The organism is Rhizobium alarense, from assembly GCF_021555155.1.
GTDB classification, from domain to species: domain Bacteria; phylum Pseudomonadota; class Alphaproteobacteria; order Rhizobiales; family Rhizobiaceae; genus Rhizobium_D; species Rhizobium_D alarense.
Genome location: NZ_JAKGBU010000076.1, coordinates 1 through 17,591, shown reverse-complemented (window position 1 = coordinate 17,591; position 17,591 = coordinate 1). Strand labels below are relative to the sequence as shown.

General features: G+C 67.2%; 14 protein-coding genes and 1 other annotated feature. Of the genes, 7 read left to right on the top strand and 7 right to left on the bottom strand.

Translation table 11 applies throughout. The features are described 5' to 3' along the window. Positions 1-90 precede the first annotated feature (90 nt). The 5 genes from ampC to LXM94_RS20215 all read left to right on the top strand — a co-directional run bounded on the left by ampC (position 91) and on the right by LXM94_RS20215 (position 7,522). Complete coding sequence (gene ampC / locus LXM94_RS20235; protein WP_235773270.1) at positions 91-1,275, top strand: class C beta-lactamase; 1,185 nt, start codon at positions 91-93, stop codon at positions 1,273-1,275. Positions 1,276-1,820: 545 nt separating this feature from the next. Beyond that, positions 1,821-2,222 (top strand): hypothetical protein, encoded by a 402-nt coding sequence (locus tag LXM94_RS20230; protein ID WP_235773269.1) that lies wholly within the window; start codon positions 1,821-1,823, stop codon positions 2,220-2,222. A 167-nt stretch (positions 2,223-2,389) separates the two neighbouring features. Next, on the top strand, positions 2,390-4,177 hold the full coding sequence (gene aspS / locus LXM94_RS20225) for an aspartate--tRNA ligase (protein WP_235773268.1): 1,788 nt from the start codon (positions 2,390-2,392) through the stop codon (positions 4,175-4,177). 192 nt (positions 4,178-4,369) lie between these two features. Continuing rightward, the gene (gene creD, locus LXM94_RS20220) at positions 4,370-5,806 is read left to right on the top strand and encodes a cell envelope integrity protein CreD (protein WP_235773267.1); all 1,437 of its coding nucleotides are present in this window, start codon (positions 4,370-4,372) and stop codon (positions 5,804-5,806) included. 98 nt (positions 5,807-5,904) lie between these two features. Continuing rightward, positions 5,905-5,960 (top strand) — a sequence feature (sul1 is cis-regulatory element that is thought to sense ions involved in sulfur or methionine metabolism; They are found in Alphaproteobacteria). Positions 5,961-6,031: 71 nt separating this feature from the next. Next, complete coding sequence (locus LXM94_RS20215) at positions 6,032-7,522, top strand: SulP family inorganic anion transporter (RefSeq protein ID WP_235773266.1); 1,491 nt, start codon at positions 6,032-6,034, stop codon at positions 7,520-7,522. 85 nt (positions 7,523-7,607) lie between these two features. On the opposite strand, the gene LXM94_RS20210 is transcribed toward LXM94_RS20215, so the two are convergent. Further along, positions 7,608-8,801 carry a hypothetical protein gene (locus LXM94_RS20210; RefSeq protein ID WP_235773265.1) on the bottom strand — a complete coding sequence of 398 codons (1,194 nt, stop codon included), beginning with the start codon at positions 8,799-8,801 and terminating at the stop codon, positions 7,608-7,610. A gap of 200 nt (positions 8,802-9,001) precedes the next feature. Here LXM94_RS20210 and parC point away from each other — a divergent pair, with 200 nt between their 5' ends. After that, complete coding sequence (gene parC, locus LXM94_RS20205; protein WP_235773264.1) at positions 9,002-11,281, top strand: DNA topoisomerase IV subunit A; 2,280 nt, start codon at positions 9,002-9,004, stop codon at positions 11,279-11,281. 13 nt (positions 11,282-11,294) lie between these two features. On the opposite strand, the gene LXM94_RS20200 is transcribed toward parC, so the two are convergent. The 3 genes from LXM94_RS20200 to LXM94_RS20190 are packed head-to-tail and all read right to left on the bottom strand — an operon-like array spanning position 11,295 to position 12,879. Further along, positions 11,295-11,687, bottom strand: a complete 393-nt coding sequence (locus tag LXM94_RS20200) for a type II toxin-antitoxin system death-on-curing family toxin (RefSeq protein ID WP_235773263.1) — start codon at positions 11,685-11,687, stop codon at positions 11,295-11,297. Further along, on the bottom strand, positions 11,684-11,905 hold the full coding sequence (locus LXM94_RS20195; RefSeq protein WP_235773262.1) for an AbrB/MazE/SpoVT family DNA-binding domain-containing protein: 222 nt from the start codon (positions 11,903-11,905) through the stop codon (positions 11,684-11,686). Before LXM94_RS20195 ends, LXM94_RS20200 begins: the two co-directional genes overlap by 4 nt. 56 nt (positions 11,906-11,961) lie before the next feature. Beyond that, on the bottom strand, positions 11,962-12,879 hold the full coding sequence (locus LXM94_RS20190) for a DMT family transporter (protein WP_235773261.1): 918 nt from the start codon (positions 12,877-12,879) through the stop codon (positions 11,962-11,964). 206 nt (positions 12,880-13,085) lie between these two features. Here LXM94_RS20190 and LXM94_RS20185 point away from each other — a divergent pair, with 206 nt between their 5' ends. Further along, positions 13,086-14,207, top strand: coding sequence for an Acg family FMN-binding oxidoreductase (locus tag LXM94_RS20185; protein WP_329605634.1), 1,122 nt, complete (start codon positions 13,086-13,088; stop codon positions 14,205-14,207). Between the two features lie 27 nt (positions 14,208-14,234). On the opposite strand, the gene LXM94_RS20180 is transcribed toward LXM94_RS20185, so the two are convergent. From LXM94_RS20180 to LXM94_RS20170, 3 genes are all read right to left on the bottom strand, one after another. After that, positions 14,235-15,005, bottom strand: coding sequence for an arginyltransferase (locus tag LXM94_RS20180; protein ID WP_235773260.1), 771 nt, complete (start codon positions 15,003-15,005; stop codon positions 14,235-14,237). A gap of 26 nt (positions 15,006-15,031) precedes the next feature. After that, entirely contained in the window at positions 15,032-16,867 is a 1,836-nt protein-coding gene (locus LXM94_RS20175; RefSeq protein ID WP_235773259.1) for an SLC13 family permease, read from the bottom strand. Positions 16,868-17,050: 183 nt separating this feature from the next. Continuing rightward, entirely contained in the window at positions 17,051-17,515 is a 465-nt protein-coding gene (locus LXM94_RS20170) for an RDD family protein (RefSeq protein ID WP_235773258.1), read from the bottom strand. Between the last annotated feature and the right edge of the window lie 76 nt (positions 17,516-17,591).

The following is a 17,591-nucleotide window of genomic DNA, read 5'->3' as shown; positions in this document are numbered from 1 at the left end:
TCCGGCGTGCGGGCGGCATCGTCCGACGACACCCGTTCACCCGCGTTTGCCGGCCCGCCGCCGCCTGTGCCGAGAAGGATTTGAACCGCCATGAGCAGACTGCCCGCCCTGACGCTTCGCATCGCCGCCACCGCCTGTCTCACGCTCGCGGCGTCTTCTGCCGCGGCCGACGACGGCGCCGCCGGCCGCCTCCGCCAGGCCGTCACCGCGGCCGTCCGTCCCGTCATGCAGGCCCACGGCATTCCCGGCATGGCCGTCGCCGTCGTGACGGGCGGCGGGCGCCATGTCTTCAACTACGGCCTCGCCGACCCGAAGACGGGCCGCGAGGTCGACGACGCGACGCTCTTCGAGATCGGCTCCGTCAGCAAGACCTTCACCGCCACGCTCGGCGCCTATGCCGGGGCCGAGGGCGCGCTGGCGCTCGACGACGCGGCGGGCGAGCACGTGCCGGAGCTTTCCGGCAGCGCCTTCGACCGGGTGAGCCTGCTCGACCTCGCCACCTATTCGGCCGGCGGCCTGCCGCTGCAGTTCCCCGACAGCGTGACCGACGAGGCGTCGATGTTCGCCTTCTATCGCAGCTGGCGGCCGGCCTATGCCGCGGGCAGCCGGCGCGTCTATTCGAACCCGAGCATCGGCCTCTTCGGCCATGCCGCCGCAAACAGCCTCGGTGCACGTTTCGACGATCTGATGCGGGAGCGCATTTTCGAGCCTTTCGGCCTGGCCGACACGTTTCTGCAGGTGCCCGAGGCGCGCATGGGCGACTATGCCTGGGGCATGACGAAGGACGGCAGGCCGATGCGCGTCTCGCCCGGCGCCTTCGACCTGCAGGCCTACGGCGTCAAGACGACCGCCGCCGACCTGATGCATTTCGTCGAGGCGCATATCGATGCTTCTGCTCTCGACGAGCCGCTGCAGCGGGCGCTTGCGGCGACGCAGGCCGGCTACTACCGCGTCGGGCCGATGGTGCAGGGCCTCGGCTGGGAATTCTACCCCTGGCCGACGGCGCTCGACACGCTGCTTGCCGGCAACGCCGCCGACATGGTGATGAAGCCGAATGCGGCGGAGCGCCTCTCGCCGCCGCTGACGCCCGAAGGCGCCGTGCTCGTCAACAAGACGGGCTCGACCAACGGCTTCGGCGCCTATGTCGCCTTCGTGCCGGCCCGCGGCATCGGCGTCGTGCTGCTCGCCAACCGCAACTACCCGATCCCCGACCGCGTGCGCGCGGCGCATGCGATCCTTGCGGCACTGGACGCAGAGGCCGGCACGGCGGAGTGACGTCTCCTGCTTCCGCAGCCCCATCCACCCCGCGTCGAAAAGTGATCGTCCCCGTTTTCCCCGCCCGCCCGATCCGTGCCTAGAATTCCCCGTCCCGCCTTCGGATACACCGGAATGCGTTGCCGGCGAGGCGGGACCGGTGCCCCGGGGTTTCGGTGCGAACGCACGCCGGATTCCGGGACGCGGCAGAAAATGGTTTCCCTCACGTTTCCTCAAGGAACCGTGGCGTGCCCGTGCGGCACACAGGACATGACCGGCGACTGGCCGGAGCCGCGGGCGGAGGTTCTGCCCGCCGCGCCGGCCTTTCGAGCCGCCCCGGCGATCGCCGCCGGTGAGCGGCTGCCCTGGAAAAGGCGCCGGTTCGCGCAGAGAAACCGGAGTTGCCGTGCCAAGACACCGAACGGGGCGCCGCGAGGCGTCATTGTTTACATTCTAGATGAGGCTCCTTGCGGCGCCCCGTCCGAGCCCGGCCTGCCGGGGCATTGATGAGGGAGACCCACGGATGCCGGACGCATCGCGTGGCTTCGGGTGCTGGAGAGACGGCGATGGAAAGACCTTTGCAGACCTGTGCCGTCGACGACCTGCTGGCGCTGGCCGAACCGGCCGTGCGGCATGTCGCGACGCTGCTTCACGAATACCTGCGCTGCCGGCGCCGGGCGTGCCGGCGCAACGGCTGCTGCGGCCCGGTGGTCGCAGGCGCCCCCCTGGACCTGTCGGATGGCCGGCGCGTCGCGCTCTCCGACGTCCCGCCCTGCCTGCACGACGCCGATGCGCAAACCCTCGCCCTGTTCCGGCACTATCTGCCGCAGATGCTTGCCGTCCGGCTGGCCGATCCCGCCTGCAAGCTGCATCCCGCCCGCCTGTATGAGACGCCCGGCAAGGCGTGGCCGTCGGGGCCGGAGGGGCAGGGCACGGAGGCAGGGGCGCCGCCTGCCGTGGAGCCGTGATTTCCTGTTGTCGCCCTCCGTGGTCGCGGGCGGGGCAGGCCTCCGGCCGTTGCCGGAACGTCCGCGAGCCTTGACAAATCGGCCGGGCCATGCGCTTGTCCGCGCGATTTTCGAGACATGGCCGCGCGTTCCTTCGGCGCGGCCCGCAAGCATTCCGGGATAGTATCATGCACCGTTACCGCAGCCACACCTGCGCCGCCCTCCGCAAGTCCGACGTCGGCGGCACCGTCCGCCTGTCCGGCTGGGTCCACCGCGTCCGCGACCACGGCGGCGTGCTGTTCATCGACCTGCGCGACCACTACGGCATCACCCAGGTCGTCGCCGATCCGGACAGCCCGGCCTTCAAGCTGGCGGAAGCCGTGCGCGGTGAATGGGTGATCCGCATCGACGGCCGCGTCAAGGCGCGTACCGACGAGACGGTCAACAAGGCCATGCCGACCGGCGAGATCGAACTCTATGCGCTGGAGATCGAGGTGCTGTCGGCGTCGAAGGAACTGCCGCTGCCGGTCTTCGGCGAACCCGACTATCCGGAAGACGTGCGCCTCAAGTACCGCTTCCTCGACCTGCGCCGCGAGACGCTGCACAGGAACATCGTCAAGCGCACCCAGATCATCGCCGCCATGCGCCGCCGCATGACCGACGTCGGCTTCACCGAATATTCGACGCCGATCCTGACGGCCTCCTCGCCGGAGGGCGCGCGCGACTTCCTCGTGCCGAGCCGCATCCACGAGGGCATGTTCTACGCGCTGCCGCAGGCGCCGCAGCAGTACAAGCAGCTCCTGATGGTCGCCGGCTTCGACCGCTATTTCCAGATCGCGCCCTGCTTCCGCGACGAGGACCCGCGCGCCGACCGCCTGCCGGGCGAATTCTACCAGCTCGACCTGGAGATGAGCTTCGTCGAGCAGGAAGACGTCTGGAACACGATGGAGCCGGTCATCCGCGGCATCTTCGAGGAGTTCGCCAACGGCAAGCCGGTGACGCAGCAATTCCGCCGCATCCCCTATGACACGGCGATCCGCACCTACGGTTCCGACAAGCCGGATCTGCGCAACCCGATCGAGATGCAGGCCGTCACCGAACATTTCGCCGGCTCCGGCTTCAAGGTCTTCGCGGGCATGATCGCGTCGAACCCGAAGGTCGAGGTCTGGGCGATCCCGGCGAAGACCGGCGGCAGCCGCGCCTTCTGCGACCGCATGAACGCCTGGGCGCAGAGCCAGGGCCAGCCGGGCCTCGGCTACATCTTCTGGCGCAAGGAAGGCGAGGTGCTGGAAGGCGCCGGTCCGCTTGCCAAGAACATCGGCCCGGAGCGCACCGACGCGATCCGCAGCCAACTCGGCCTCGACGACGGTGACGCCTGCTTCTTCGTCGCCGGCGATCCCGCGAAATTCTACAGGTTCGCCGGCGAGGCGCGCACGCGGGCGGGCGAGGAACTGAACCTCGTCGACCGCGACCGCTTCGAGCTCTGCTGGATCGTCGACTTCCCCTTCTTCGAGTGGAACGAGGACGAGAAGAAGGTCGATTTCGCCCACAATCCCTTCTCCATGCCGCAGGGCGGGCTGGAGGCGCTTGCCGGCGAGGATCCGCTGTCGATCAAGGCCTTCCAGTACGACATGGTCTGCAACGGCTTCGAGATCGCCTCGGGCTCGATCCGCAACCAGTCGCCGGAGCTGATGGTCGCCGCCTTCGAAAAGGTGGGGCTGTCGAAGGCCGACGTCGAGGAGCGCTTCGGCGGCCTCTACCGCGCCTTCCAGTACGGCGCCCCGCCGCATGGCGGCATGGCGGCCGGCATCGACCGCGTCGTCATGCTGCTCGTCGGCGCCAAGAATCTCCGCGAGATTTCGCTCTTCCCGATGAACCAGCAGGCGCAGGACCTGTTGATGGGCGCGCCGTCGCCCGCAACGCCGGCGCAGATGCGCGAACTGGCGCTGCGCGTCATCCCGTCGAAGAAGGACTGAGGCATCCCGGTTCACCACCGGTAGCAGGGGGCCGGCGCCATGCGCCGGCCCCGTTTCGTTCGGATGCGCGTGACGCCACAATGCCGCGAATTCGCCGCCGGCCGATCCGAATTCGGCGCGCAATCGGCCGAAATGCACCTTTAGCGTGAAGCGGCGTCCGGAAAGGGCGCTCACGACTGAAGGGACGAAACCATGTCAACGAACGATACGGATGACACCTATCCCGGCGGCCTGACCGGTCCGTGGCCGGCGATGGAGCCGCGCGGCCTTGCCGCGTTCATGCGCTCGCCGGGCGTCAAATTCCTGATGATCGGTGCCATTTCGGTGGCGCTGCTGGTGCCGCTGCTCCTCGTCTGGGGCCTGACCGAGGAGCGCGCCCGCCGGGCGGACGACGTTGCCCGCCGCATCGCCGGCGGCTGGGGCGGCGACCAGGTGCTGAACGGCCCCTATCTCGCCGTGCCCTTCGACGTCGAGCGCCGCCGCGAGGTGGACGGCCGCACCGTCGTCGACCGCACGGTCGAATGGGCGCTCGTCATGCCCGAGACGCTGGACGTGACGGCCGACCTTACGGCGGAGGAGCGGCGGCTGTCGATCTACACGCTGCCGGTCTATAACGGCGCGCTGGCGCTGAAGGGCCGCTTCGGCGGCGGCATCCTGCAGGATCTCGCCCGCTTCCCCGGCATCCCGCGGCTCGACCAGGCGATCCTCGTGCTCAACATCGCCGACATCACCGGCATCCGCTCGCAGGCGGGTGTTCGTATCGACGGCGGTGCCGTCCGGCCGTTCGATCCGGGCATGCGGGAGCTTTCGGCGATGACGGTCCTGCCGGCCGAGGGCTATGCGGCGCCGCTGACGAGCGCCGGCGTGCACCGTCAGATCGAGCGGCCGCTCGTCGAAAGCGGCTTCGCCTTCGAGATCGCGCTGTCGCTCAACGGCTCGAAGAGCTTTGCGGTGGCGCCGGCCGGCCAGACGACGAGCCTCGCCGCCAGCGCCAACTGGCCGCATCCGGGCTTCGAGGGCCTCTTCCTGCCCGAGGCGAAGACCGTGACGCAGGCGGGCTTCCAGGCGACGTGGACGATCCCCTATCTGGCGCGCGGCGTCGACCGCGTGGTGTCCGGCCCGACCCTGCCGCTCGCCTCCAGCCTGATGACGGTCAACCTTGTCGAACCGGTGCAGTTCTATCAGGTGATCGCCCGCACGCTGAAATATTCGATCGGCTTCATCTCGCTGGTCTTCCTCGCCGTCTTCATCGTCGAGTTGAAGGGCGGGCGGCTGGTGCACTGGGTCCAGTACGTGCTGACCGGCCTCGCGCTCATCGTCTTCTACGTGCTGCTGCTGGCGCTCGCCGAGCATGCCGGCTTCACCGTCGCCTATGGGATCGCCTCCGCCGCGACGACGCTGCTGATCGCCGCCTATCTCGGAGCCGCGACGGCAAGCCGCCGCAACGGCGCGGCGCTGGGCGCCGTCCTGGCACTCGCCTATGGCGTCATGTACCTGGTGCTGCGCGAGGACGAATATGCGCTGCTCGCCGGCGCGCTGATCTCCTTCGTCACGATCGCGGCAACCATGTATGCGACACGGCGGATCGAATGGCGGGTTCCTGCCGGCAATCCCGCGCCGGTCGCTTGACCGACGCGCATTGTCCGCCCGGCGCCGGGCCAGGCGGGCAATGCGGCGAAACTGTGTTGCATCGCAGCATCGCAGCGTTTATAAGCCCCGGCATTCGCCCCGGACCCGGTGAAACTCCGGGTGGCTCTTCTGGCCGCCGATCCGCCAGACAACGCAACAGCATCAAACCAGATGACATGCCGGACCTCCCGCCGGCCTGGGTGCACTACTTTTGCGGACATTCCCATGAAAACAAACCTTGCGACCTACAGGCGCGAATGGTTCTCGAACATTCGCGCAGACATCCTCTCCGGCATCGTGGTGGCGCTGGCGCTGATCCCCGAAGCCATCGGCTTCTCGGTCATCGCCGGCGTCGATCCGAAGGTCGGGCTCTTCGCCTCCTTCGCCATCGCCTGCATCTCGGCCTTCGCCGGCGGCCGGCCCGGCATGATTTCCGCCGCGACCGCCGCCACCGCCGTGCTGATGGTGACGCTCGTCAGGGAGCACGGCCTCGAATACCTCTTCGCAGCGACGCTGCTGATGGGCCTCATCCAGATCGGCGCCGGCTTCCTCAAGCTCGGCCGCGTCATGCGCTTCGTCTCGCGCTCGGTCATCACCGGCTTCGTCAACGCGCTGGCGATCCTGATCTTCATGGCGCAGCTTCCCGAGCTGATCGGCGTGCCGAACGTCACCTATGTCATGATCGCCGCCGGCCTCGCGATCGTCTACCTGCTGCCCTATGTCACCAAGGCCGTGCCGTCGCCGCTCGTCGCCATCGTCGCATTGACGGTGCTCGCCTGGTGGACCGGCATGGACATCCGCACCGTCGGCGACCTCGGCGAACTGCCGTCAGCACTGCCGGTCTTCGCGCTGCCGCAGGTGCCGCCGACCTTCGAGACGCTGCAGATCATCTTCCCCTATTCGGTGGCGCTGGCCGCCGTCGGCCTGCTCGAATCGCTGCTGACCGCGCAGATCGTCGACGACATGACGGATACGACGAGTTCGAAGAGCCAGGAATGCATCGGGCAGGGGGCGAGCAACATCGCCTCCGGCCTGATCGGCGGCATGGGCGGCTGTGCGATGATCGGCCAGTCGGTGATCAACGTCACCTCCGGCGGGCGCGGGCGGCTGTCCACCTTCGTCGCCGGCGCCTTCCTGCTCTTCCTGATCCTGGTGCTCGACGATCTCGTGCGCATCATCCCGATGGCGGCGCTCGTCGCGGTGATGATCATGGTGTCGATCGGCACCTTCTCCTGGCGCTCCGTCCTCGACCTGCGCCGCAACCCGTTGCCGTCCTCGATCGTCATGCTGGCGACGGTCGTCACCACCGTCGGCACGCATGACCTCGCCAAGGGCGTGCTGGTCGGCGTGCTGCTTTCCGGCGTGTTCTTCGCCGGCAAGGTGGCGCGGCTCTTCGAGGTCCGCTCAACGTCCAGCGACGACGGGTCCGCCCGCACCTACCACGTCCTTGGTCAGGTGTTCTTCGCCTCGACGGAAGGCTTCATCGCCGCCTTCGACTTCGCCGAACCGCTCCGCAAGGTGACGATCGACGTCTCCGAGGCGCACCTCTGGGACATCACCGCCGTCGGCGCGCTCGACAAGGTCGTGCTGAAATACCGCCGCCATGGCGTGGAGGTGGAGGTCATCGGCCTCAACGCGGCGAGCGCCCATATGCTCGATCGTTTCGCCGTGCACGACAAGGACACCGGCACGCTGGCGGCGCAGAGCCCGCATTGAGGTTGACGGTCGCCGGAGCGCGGTCACGAAAAAAAAGCCCGGCGGAAGCAATTCCGCCGGGCTTTCGCAGTCCGGAGCGGGCCGGTCACATCTCGTCGTTGGCCGAAACCGTGACGCCGAGGACCTGCGGGATCGTGTTCGGCGCGCCCATGGCCGCGCCCATGATCATCGGGAAGGGCACCGGCTTGTCCGGTTCCGCCGAGATCGTCAGGCTCTTCGGATCGTCGAGATAGGCGTTCATCGCCTCGGAGACCTGGTTCTGCAGCTCCGGCATGTTGAGCTGCGCCATCATGATCGGCACGAGGCCCTTCAGCGACTGCGCCATCTGGTCGCCGGTGACGCCCTGCTGGGAGCCGGCGAAGTCGAGCAGCTTCTTGGTGAGCGACGCGTCCTCGAAGGTGATGTTGGCGCTGTTGAAGGTGAGCTGCTGGACGAGGCCCATCATCGACATGCCGAGCGCGGCATTGGCCTCTTCCTTGTTCGGGTTGGCCTGCGACACCTTCATCGCATCCTGCACGCCCTTGATGAAGTCCATCGTGTAGCCGGAGATCGCGAAGGAGAGATCGAGGCGGCCGACATCGGTGAAGTCGAAGGCATATTCGTCGACCGACAGCGTACCGCTCGCCAGTTCCCAGCTTCCGCTCATCGTCACCTCGCCGCCGAGCGTCTGCATCCCGAGCTTCTGGATCGTGTCCTTCGCCTTCGGGTCCTCGACCTGGCTGAGATCCGCCTTGATGTCGGAGAGGGTCGCGTCGAATTCGATGCCGGCGTCGTTCTCCATCCGGGTGATGTTCGCTTCCATGCCGGACATCGCGAAGACTTCCGTGCCCTTGGCCGTCACCGAAACCGCGCCGGACGACGCGCTCTCGTACATCAGCAGCGAGTCGAGCGTGCCCGTGTTCGCTTCGGCGGGGATGCTGACGCCGCCGAGCTTCAGGTCGCTGGCGACGACGGTCACGTCGTCCTTCGTCTTGTTGATGTTCGGGAAGGCGACGGTCTCGATCGTGTAGCCGCCGCTGCCGTCCTCGGCGACGCCTTCCAGCGTCACGTCGCCGATCTCGGCGGCATTGCCCTCGGCCGGCTTGACGGTCACGCCCTGCAGGGTCAGCGTAGTGCCGTCGACCGCGATGTTGGCATAGCCGATCGTCACGCCGCTGGTGACGTTGGCTGCGTTGAGCTTGTTGACGAGGTCTGCGCCGTCCAGCGCGAGGGCCGGGCCTGCGAGAGCGACGAAGGCGGCTCCGGCGAGCATCGCGGAGTGAAAGCGGGTGTGGATCATGGGTATCCCTCTGTGCTGGAAACGGACGGCGGCGCGCACCGTCTTCGCCATCAAGACGTGGCTTGCGGCGAATATATTCTCCTCGCCCGAAACTTCCACGGGATTATGGCGGGATCGGCCGGCATGATGAACCGGGCCTTTCCACAGGCGAAACGCCCGGTTTCCTTGCCGCGAATCGCCCGAGCCGGTAGTCAAGGGCCATGGGACAAGAGATTTTGCCGCCTGGTGGCGGAGACGACGACAGCATCCAGCCGGTCGACCTGAAGGCGGCGCTCGAGGAGCGCTATCTCGCCTATGCGCTGTCGACCATCATGCACCGCGCACTGCCGGACGTGCGCGACGGCCTGAAGCCGGTCCACCGCCGCATCGTGCATGCGATGCGGGTGCTCAGGCTCGACCCCGGCCAGGCCTACAAGAAATGCGCCCGCATCGTCGGCGACGTGATGGGCAAGTTCCACCCGCACGGCGACGCCTCGATCTACGACGCGCTGGTGCGGCTCAGCCAGGACTTCGCAATCCGCTATCCGCTGGTCGACGGGCAGGGCAACTTCGGCAATATCGACGGCGACAACGCGGCGGCCATGCGCTACACCGAGGCGCGCATGACGGACGTCGCCTCGCTGCTGCTCGACGGCATCGAACAGGACGCCGTCGATTTCCGCGCGACCTACAACGAGGAGGACGAGGAACCGGTCGTCCTGCCGGGTGCCTTTCCGAACCTGCTCGCCAACGGCGCCTCGGGCATCGCCGTCGGCATGGCGACGTCGATCCCGCCGCACAACGCGCACGAACTCTGCGACGCGGCGCTCCATCTCATCAAGAATCCCGGCGCCAGCGTCGAGGACCTGCTCTATGATCCCGCGAACCCGCAGAAGGGCGGCATCGAGGGGCCGGATTTCCCGACCGGCGGCGTGATCGTCGAAAGCCGCGCGAGCATGCTCGACGCCTACCGCACCGGTCGCGGCGGCTTTCGCGTGCGGGCGAAGTGGCAGACCGAGGATCTCGGGCGCGGCGGCTACCAGATCGTCATCACCGAAATCCCCTATCAGGTGCAGAAGTCGCGGCTGATCGAGAAGATCGCCGAACTGCTGATCGCCCGCAAGCTGCCGCTGCTCGAGGATATCCGGGACGAGTCCGCCGAGGACATCCGCGTCGTGCTCGTGCCGAAGAGCCGCTCCGTCGACGCGACGATCCTGATGGAATCGCTCTTCAAGCTGACGGAGCTCGAGGCGCGCATTCCGCTCAACATGAACGTGCTGTCGATGGGCCGCGTGCCGCGCGTCATGGCGCTGAACGAGGTGCTCTCGGAATGGCTGGCGCACCGCCGCGAGGTGCTGCAGCGCCGCTCGCGCCACCGGCTGGCGGCGATCGACCGGCGGCTCGAAATCCTCGGCGGCTATCTCGTCGCCTATCTCAACATCGACGAGGTGATCCGCATCATCCGCGAGGAGGACGAGCCGAAGCAGGCCCTGATGGAGCGCTTCACGCTGACGGACCTGCAGGCCGAGTCGATCCTCAACATGCGGCTGCGTTCGCTGCGCAAGCTCGAGGAGTTCGAGATCCGCACGGAATTCGACGGGCTCACCAAGGAGAAGGCCGAGATCGAGGCGCTGCTCGCCTCCGAGGCCAAGCAGTGGCAGACCGTCGCCTGGGAAATCAGCGAGGTGAAGAAGAAGTTCGCCAAGGCGACCGAGGTCGGCCGCCGGCGCTCGCTCTTCGCCGATGCGCCGGACGCCGACGTCGAGGCGATCCAGCAGGCGATGATCGAAAAGGAGCCGGTGACGGTCGTCGTCTCCGAAAAGGGCTGGATCCGCGCGCTGAGGGGCCACATCTCCGACACGTCCGCGCTCCAGTTCAAGGAGGGCGACGGGCTCAAGGTCGCCTTCCCGGCGCAGACGACGGACAAGATCCTCGTCGTCACGACGGGCGGCAAGGTCTTCACGCTCGGCGCCGACAAGCTGCCCGGCGGACGCGGCCACGGCGAACCGCTGCGCCTGATGGTCGACATGGAGAACGACCAGGACGTGCTGACGGCCTTCGTGCACGATCCGCAGCGCCGGGTGATCGTCGCCTCGCAGGCCGGCAACGGCTTCGTGATCGCCGAAAGCGAGATGCTGGCGAATACCCGCAAGGGCAAGCAGATCATGAACGTCGCAATGCCGGACGAGGCGAAGCTCGTCGTCGCCGTCCGGGGCGACCACCTCGCCGTCGTCGGCGAGAACCGCAAGATGCTGATCTTCCCGCTCGCGCAGCTGCCGGAGATGGCGCGCGGCAAGGGCGTCCGCCTGCAGCGCTACAAGGACGGCGGCGTCTCGGACATCCGCTGCTTCGCGATCGCCGACGGGCTTTCCTGGGACGACAGCGCCGGCCGCAATTTCGTGCGCAGCAAGGACGAACTCGCCGAATGGATGGCCGACCGCGCCACCGCCGGCCGCACCGTGCCGAAGGGTTTTCCGCGCAGCGGCAAATTTAGCGGCTGACGGGCGGGTATAGTCAGGCGGAGAGCGGCACGCTGACGTCGCGCAGGAAGCGCGTCGCCCCTTCCTCGTCGATCTCGCCGGCGGCGACGCCGAGGACGAACTCGACGACATCCGCCTGGCCCGCCTCGATGATGTAGCCGTTGATCATCAGGAAGGTGAAGGCAGCCAGGAACCCGGTGCGTTTGTTGCCATCAGAATAGGGATGGTTGCGCACGATGCCGTAGAGATAGGCAGCAGCCAGCGCGAAAAGGTCGTTCTCGCCATATGCCGCCTTGTTGAGCGGCCGGGCGAGGGCGGCTTCGAGCGCGTTCTCGTCCTTGATGCCAGCAAGGCTGCCATGTTTCTCAAGCTGCTCGTGATGCATCGCATCGACGGCTTCCCGACTGAGCCATTTGAGATCGTTCATTTGGCAAGCTCGCGGAGCGCGACCTTGTATTTTTCCATCGCGATCCGGGCGGCTTTCATCTGTTCGGCAAGCTCCGCCTGCTCGGGCACGAGCTCGATCTGCCCGTCCTTCTCGTTCAGGGTGAACTGGTCGCCCGCCTTCAGGCCGAGGCGGTCCAGCACTTCCTTCGGGATGATGATGCCTTCGGAATTTCCGATCTTGCGCAGGGTGACGTTCATGGTGGGGCTCCTTTGTTATAACGTGATTATAACATTATCAGCCGCAATTTCAACGCCTATCCGGTGAAGGGAAACTCCGCCGCGGCCGCCGCCTGCCGCGCGGCCTTTGCCTTGGTTCGCAACTGCCACAGCGAATGCAGCAGAAGTGCAACGATCAGGACCGTGCCGCCGACGATGGTCTGCGGGCTCGGCCGCTCTGAAAAGACGATCCAGACCCAGATCGGCGCGAGCACCGTTTCGAGCAGGTAGAACATGCCGACCTCCGGCGCCGAGAGGTAACGCGGGCCGGTGGCGAGGCACCAGAAGGCGAGCGGTATCATCACCAGGCCGTTGAACAGGATGAACTGCGGCTCGGCGATCGACAGGCCGCCGGCCGGCAGCATGACGAGCGCCGCCGTTCCGGGGATGAAGGCGGTGATCAGCGGCACGAAGCCCATTTCGGCGCCGCTCTTGCGGCTGATGGTGATGGCGGAGGCCAGCAGGAAGGCCGAGCAGGCGGCCATCGAGTCGCCGAAGAAATTGCCGCTCGCAAGCCCGTCCTCGACGATGATGCCGACGCCGACGACCATGGCCGCCATGGTGAGAAGCGTCGCCGTCGACGGCCGCTCGCCGAGGAAGATCCAGGAGAGCAGGGCGGCGAACATCGAGGTGAAGGCGAGGATGAAGACGACATTCGCCGTTTCCGTGTTGAACACGGCGAGCATGAAGGTCAGCGAGTTGATGCCGTAGAGCAGGCCGGCGACGAGGCCCGGCAGACCCGGTATCAGCGCGACCGGCCGCTTCAGAACGAAGCGGATGACGGACCAGGCGGCAAGCGCCATCAGGAAGGTCGCGAAGCTGCGCGCGGCGAGTACCGACCAGACCTCGCCATCGGCGGAGCGGATCAGCGGGATGTCGAAGGAGAGCGCGAGCCCGCCGCTGGCGGTGATGAGGAGGCCCCTGCGGTGCAGGGTCTGATCTGAAAGCACGGACACGGGAAGTTCCGATTCGGAAACGGTTGCGGGTTGTCACCCTTATAGCGTTCCAAGCCGCGCGCCATCAGGCGTTCCTGCGGCAAACCGTGTCTGTCGTTCCGCCTGCGCAATCCATGTGGTGCAATTCCGTCGCTATTGATCTTGCACAAGGCAGCTGCCGGGCGTCGGGCTAGGATGGCTTTGAAACGGCACGGGAGAGTTTGCTCATGATGAGCCGGCGGGCGATTCTGGCGGGTGGTGCGGGCGCGCTTGCGGCGGGCGCCGGTATCGGCGTGGCCGCGTCGCTGCTGTCCACGAGCCGGGCGACGACCGTCTACGGGCGCTATGCCGGGGATCTCCGCAGGCCCCTCGTGCCGCTGCCCGACGTGCGTGATCTTGTCCGCTACGCCACGCTGGCACCCAACGGCCACAACAGCCAACCGTGGCTCTTCCGCATCTCGGCGCGTGGCATCGGCATCGAGCCGGATTTTTCACGGCGCACACCCGTCGTCGATCCGGACGACCATCATCTCTATGTCAGCCTCGGCTGCGCGCTGGAGAACCTGGCGCTGGCCGCCGCCGCCGGCGGAAGGCGCGGAGAGGTGGAGATCGCCGGCACCGGGGCGGGCGGCGCCGCCTTTGTCTTTTCCGGCGGTACGGCATCCGCGACCGACGCGCTGCGCGACCAGTTGTGCAGCGCCATCCCGGCCCGCCAGTCGACCCGGGGCCTCTATGACGGCAGGGCCGTCGCGGCCGGTGATCTGCAGGCGCTGCATCGGGCCGCCGCCGTTGCGGGCGTCGACCTCGCCGTCATCACGACGCGGGACGCGATCGACAGGGCGCGCGATCTGGTGATCGCCGGCAACACCGCGCAAATGGCCGATCGCGCCTTTTGCCGCGAGCTCGAGGACTGGATCCGCTTCAGTCCGGGGAGGGCGATGGCGCGCGGCGACGGGCTCTACGCACCGGCGAGCGGCAATCCGGTGCTGCCGGAATGGCTGGGCTCGATCGCCTTCGCACTGGCATTCACGGCATCGGCGGAAAACGACAAATATGCCCGTCAGATGGACAGTTCCGCCGGCCTGGCGGTGTTTGCCGCCGCGACAGACGGGCCAGCGGGCTGGATCGCGGTCGGCCGTGCCTGCCAGCGTTTCTGCCTGATGGCGACCGTGCTGGGTCTCAAGACCGCCTTCGTCAACCAGCCGGTCGAGGTGGCCGCGTTCCGATCCGAACTCTCGGCGCTGGCCGGGTTCGCCGGACGCAGGCCGGATCTGCTGCTGCGCTTCGGGGCCGGCCCGGCGCTCCCCTTTTCGCCGAGACGCCCTGTCGAGTCCGTCATCGTCGCCTGAAGGGCCAAGGGCGGCAGCGCTCCCGGTTCATTCGTGCCCGTCGTTCTCGGGCGGGGGGTAGCGCCCCCAGCCGCGCGCCATCAGATGTTCCTGCGGCAGGAACTTCGTCTTGTAGTCCATCTTGCGCGATCCCTTGACCCAATAGCCGAGATAGACGTGCGGCAGGCCGAGCGCCTGGGCACGGCGGATGTGGTCGAGGATCATGAAGGTGCCGAGCGAGCGGCTGGCGATGTCCGTATCGTAGAAGGAATAGACCATCGACAGGCCGTCGCCCATCCGGTCGGTGAGCGCCACGGCGATCAGGTCGCCCTGCGGCCGCTCGTTGATGCCATCTCCCTCCGGCCGCAGCCGATATTCGATGATTCGCGTGTGCACATGGGTATCCTCGACCATCATCGCATAGTCGAGCACCGACATGTCGGACATGCCGCCCTTCTGGTGCCGGTGGTCGAGGTAGTGGCGGAAGAGGGAATACTGCTCGCTCGACGGCTCGGCGGGATATTCGTAGGCGACGAGGTCGGCATTGGCCGCAAGTACGCGGCGCATCGAGCGGCTTGGCCTGAACTCGTTGACGAGAATGCGCACCGAGATGCAGGCGCGGCAGGTCTCGCAGGCCGGCCGGTAGGCGATGTTCTGCGACCGGCGGAAACCGCCCTGGGTCAAAAGGTCATTGAGCTCCGGCGCCCGTTCGCCGACGAGATGCGTGAAGACCTTCCTCTCCATCTCCTGCGGCAGGTAGGGGCATGCCGCAGGCGCGGTAAGATAGAACTGGGGAGAGGGCGTGGTCTGTGTATTCATCTATCGCGGCGCGACTCCGTCATCGGTCAAAGACCGTAATACCATGGCGCAAGTAAGGAAAAGGTCAACCACAGGAGTGCCACGAGCGGCGTCCCCGCACGGATGAAGTCGGAAAACCGGTAGTGTCCGGGGCCCATGACCAGCAGGTTCGTCTGGTAGCCGATGGGCGTGGCGAAGGAACAGTTGGCCGCGAAGATGACCGCGCCGATGAAGGCCTCCGGCGGCGCCTGCAACCGGCGCGCGACTTCGAGCGCGATCGGGATGAACAGGGCGGCGACCGCGTTGTTGGACAGGATGTTCGTCAGCGCCGCCATCACGAGGAAAAGGGCCGACAGGATGACGCCGGGCGAGGCGCCTTCGAACAGCATGACCGTCCGCGTGGCGATCAGCGCGGCGCCGCCCGTCGCCTCGAGTGCCGTCGCCATGGCGATCGACGCGCCGATCAGCAGATAGATCTGCCTGTCGAAGGCGCGCACCGCCTGCGGCAGGGTCAGGCAGCCGGTGGCGATCATCATGGCGGCACCGAGGATCGCGTTGACGACGATCGGCGTCACGTCGAAGGCCGACAGCGCGACGACGAGCGCGAAGATGGTGATGGCGAGGTTCGCCTTGCGCCGCTGCGGCACGGCCTCGGCGGAATGTTCGAGCAGCAGGATGTCGTGATTGCCCCGCATGCTGTGGATCGCGTCGAGCGTGCCGCCGATCAGCAGCGTGTCGCCGGCCTCCAGCCGGATCTCGGAAAGTGCGGTGCGCGCCATGCGGCTCTTGCGCTGCACGCCGAAGACGGCGACGCCGAACTGCGGCTGCAGACCGGAAAGCTGGATCGTGCGGCCTTCGTAGCGCGAGCCGGGGGAGATGACCGCCTCGACCAGGTGATAGTGGCCGCCGGCGGCCGCAGTGTCCGCGACGTCCGCTGAGCCGTCGCCCGTCGCCACGTCCCGGTCGGTGCCGGTCTCGCCCTTGGCGATCGCCGCCGTGAAGGCCTTGCGGGTGCCGGTGACGATCAGCTGGTCGCCGACCTCCAGCGTGACCTCGTCGAACGGCGGCAGGATCGGCACGTCGCGCCGCAAAAGCAGCCGCGGCGTCAGGTCCTTGATGCCCGGAAAGAAGCCGGCCTGCGAGCGCATGCCGATGAAACGGTGGCCGCTCGTCAGCAGCACCTCGCCGACGAACTGCGTTCCGCTCATGGCGGCCGGCTCGCCGGCGGCGCGCGGCATGCGGTTGCCGAGCAGCCGCGGCATCACGAAAAGCACATAGGCGGTGCCGGCGAGCGCAAGGATCGCTCCCATGCCCGTGAAGTCGAAGAAGCCGACCGGATAGCCGTTCTTCTCCGCGATGCCGGCGGCGATCATGTTGGTCGACGATCCCATCAGCGTCGTCATGCCGCCGAGAATGGTGACGAAGGAGAGCGGCATGAAGATATGGAAGCCGGTGATGCTTTTCTGCGCCGCGACCAGCGAGAGGATCGGGATGAAGATGACGACCACCGGCGTGTTGTTGAGAAAGGCGCTGGTGATGCCGGTGATGACGAGGATGATGACGATCGCCGCCCAGGGCCGGTCGCCGCCCAGCCGGCCGAGGAAGTGGGCGGGTGCCTCCAGCGCGTCGGTGGCGAAGAGACCCTGGCCGACGATCAGCAGGGCGATGACGGTGGCGAGCGCGGAATTGCCGAAGCCGGAAAGCAGCGCATCCGCGCCGATCAGCCGCCCGTCGGGTGTCAGGAAGGGAAACAGGCCGAAGATGAAGAGGAAGGCCGACAGGCTGCCGATCGAGATCGCCTCGACGGAGAAGCGGTCCGAGGCAAAGGCCACGATCGTCAGGAGGATGATGGCAAAGGTGGCGAACAGGTGAAATTCGGACATGCGACCTCCCCGCTTCGCTTTCGGCAATCGGGGCAGCCTCCCGCCGATCACCCCGCGGCAGGTCACGTCCCCTGCGCCAGTCTTAGCGGTTAAGCCGGGCGGTGAACAGACGGCGAGCGGCGGGTCCAACGAAAAGACCGCGCCACGGGGCACGGTCCAGGGGAAGGGCAGGCGCGGCGCGTGTCAGAGGGCCGGGCGGCGCATCATGACGGTGCCGAGCAGCAGGTCGTGCAGCAGGCGGCCGCGGTCGGTAAAGAGGCCGATCAGCAGGATGAACGGCGTCAGCACGGCATTGCCGATCCAGAAGAGCACGAGGTGCACGATCGCCGTCAGGAAATCCATCGGGCGCCCGTCGGTGCGCGCGATCTGGATGCCCATGACGCTCATGCCGGCGCTCGCCTGGCTGGAGCCGCCCATCGTCAGGCCGAAATAGAGCATCGCGACGATGGCGAAGAGGGCCGGGTAAAGGAAGAAGCCGAGCCCGAGCGTGATGATGCCGAAGAAGAACACAACGACGGCGGCCGGGATCCACAGCAGCGCCACGATCGCATAGTCGATCAGGAAGGCAAAGATGCGCCGCGCCAGCACGCCGCGATAGGCGCGCCAGTCGGCGGTCGGGATGCGGGCCTCGTCGAAATCGGCGTTCATCGTCGGTCTCCAGTCAGAACTCTCGGCCTGATATGGGAATGCCCGCGCGATTTGCAATGCGGACGCGGCGGCGCCC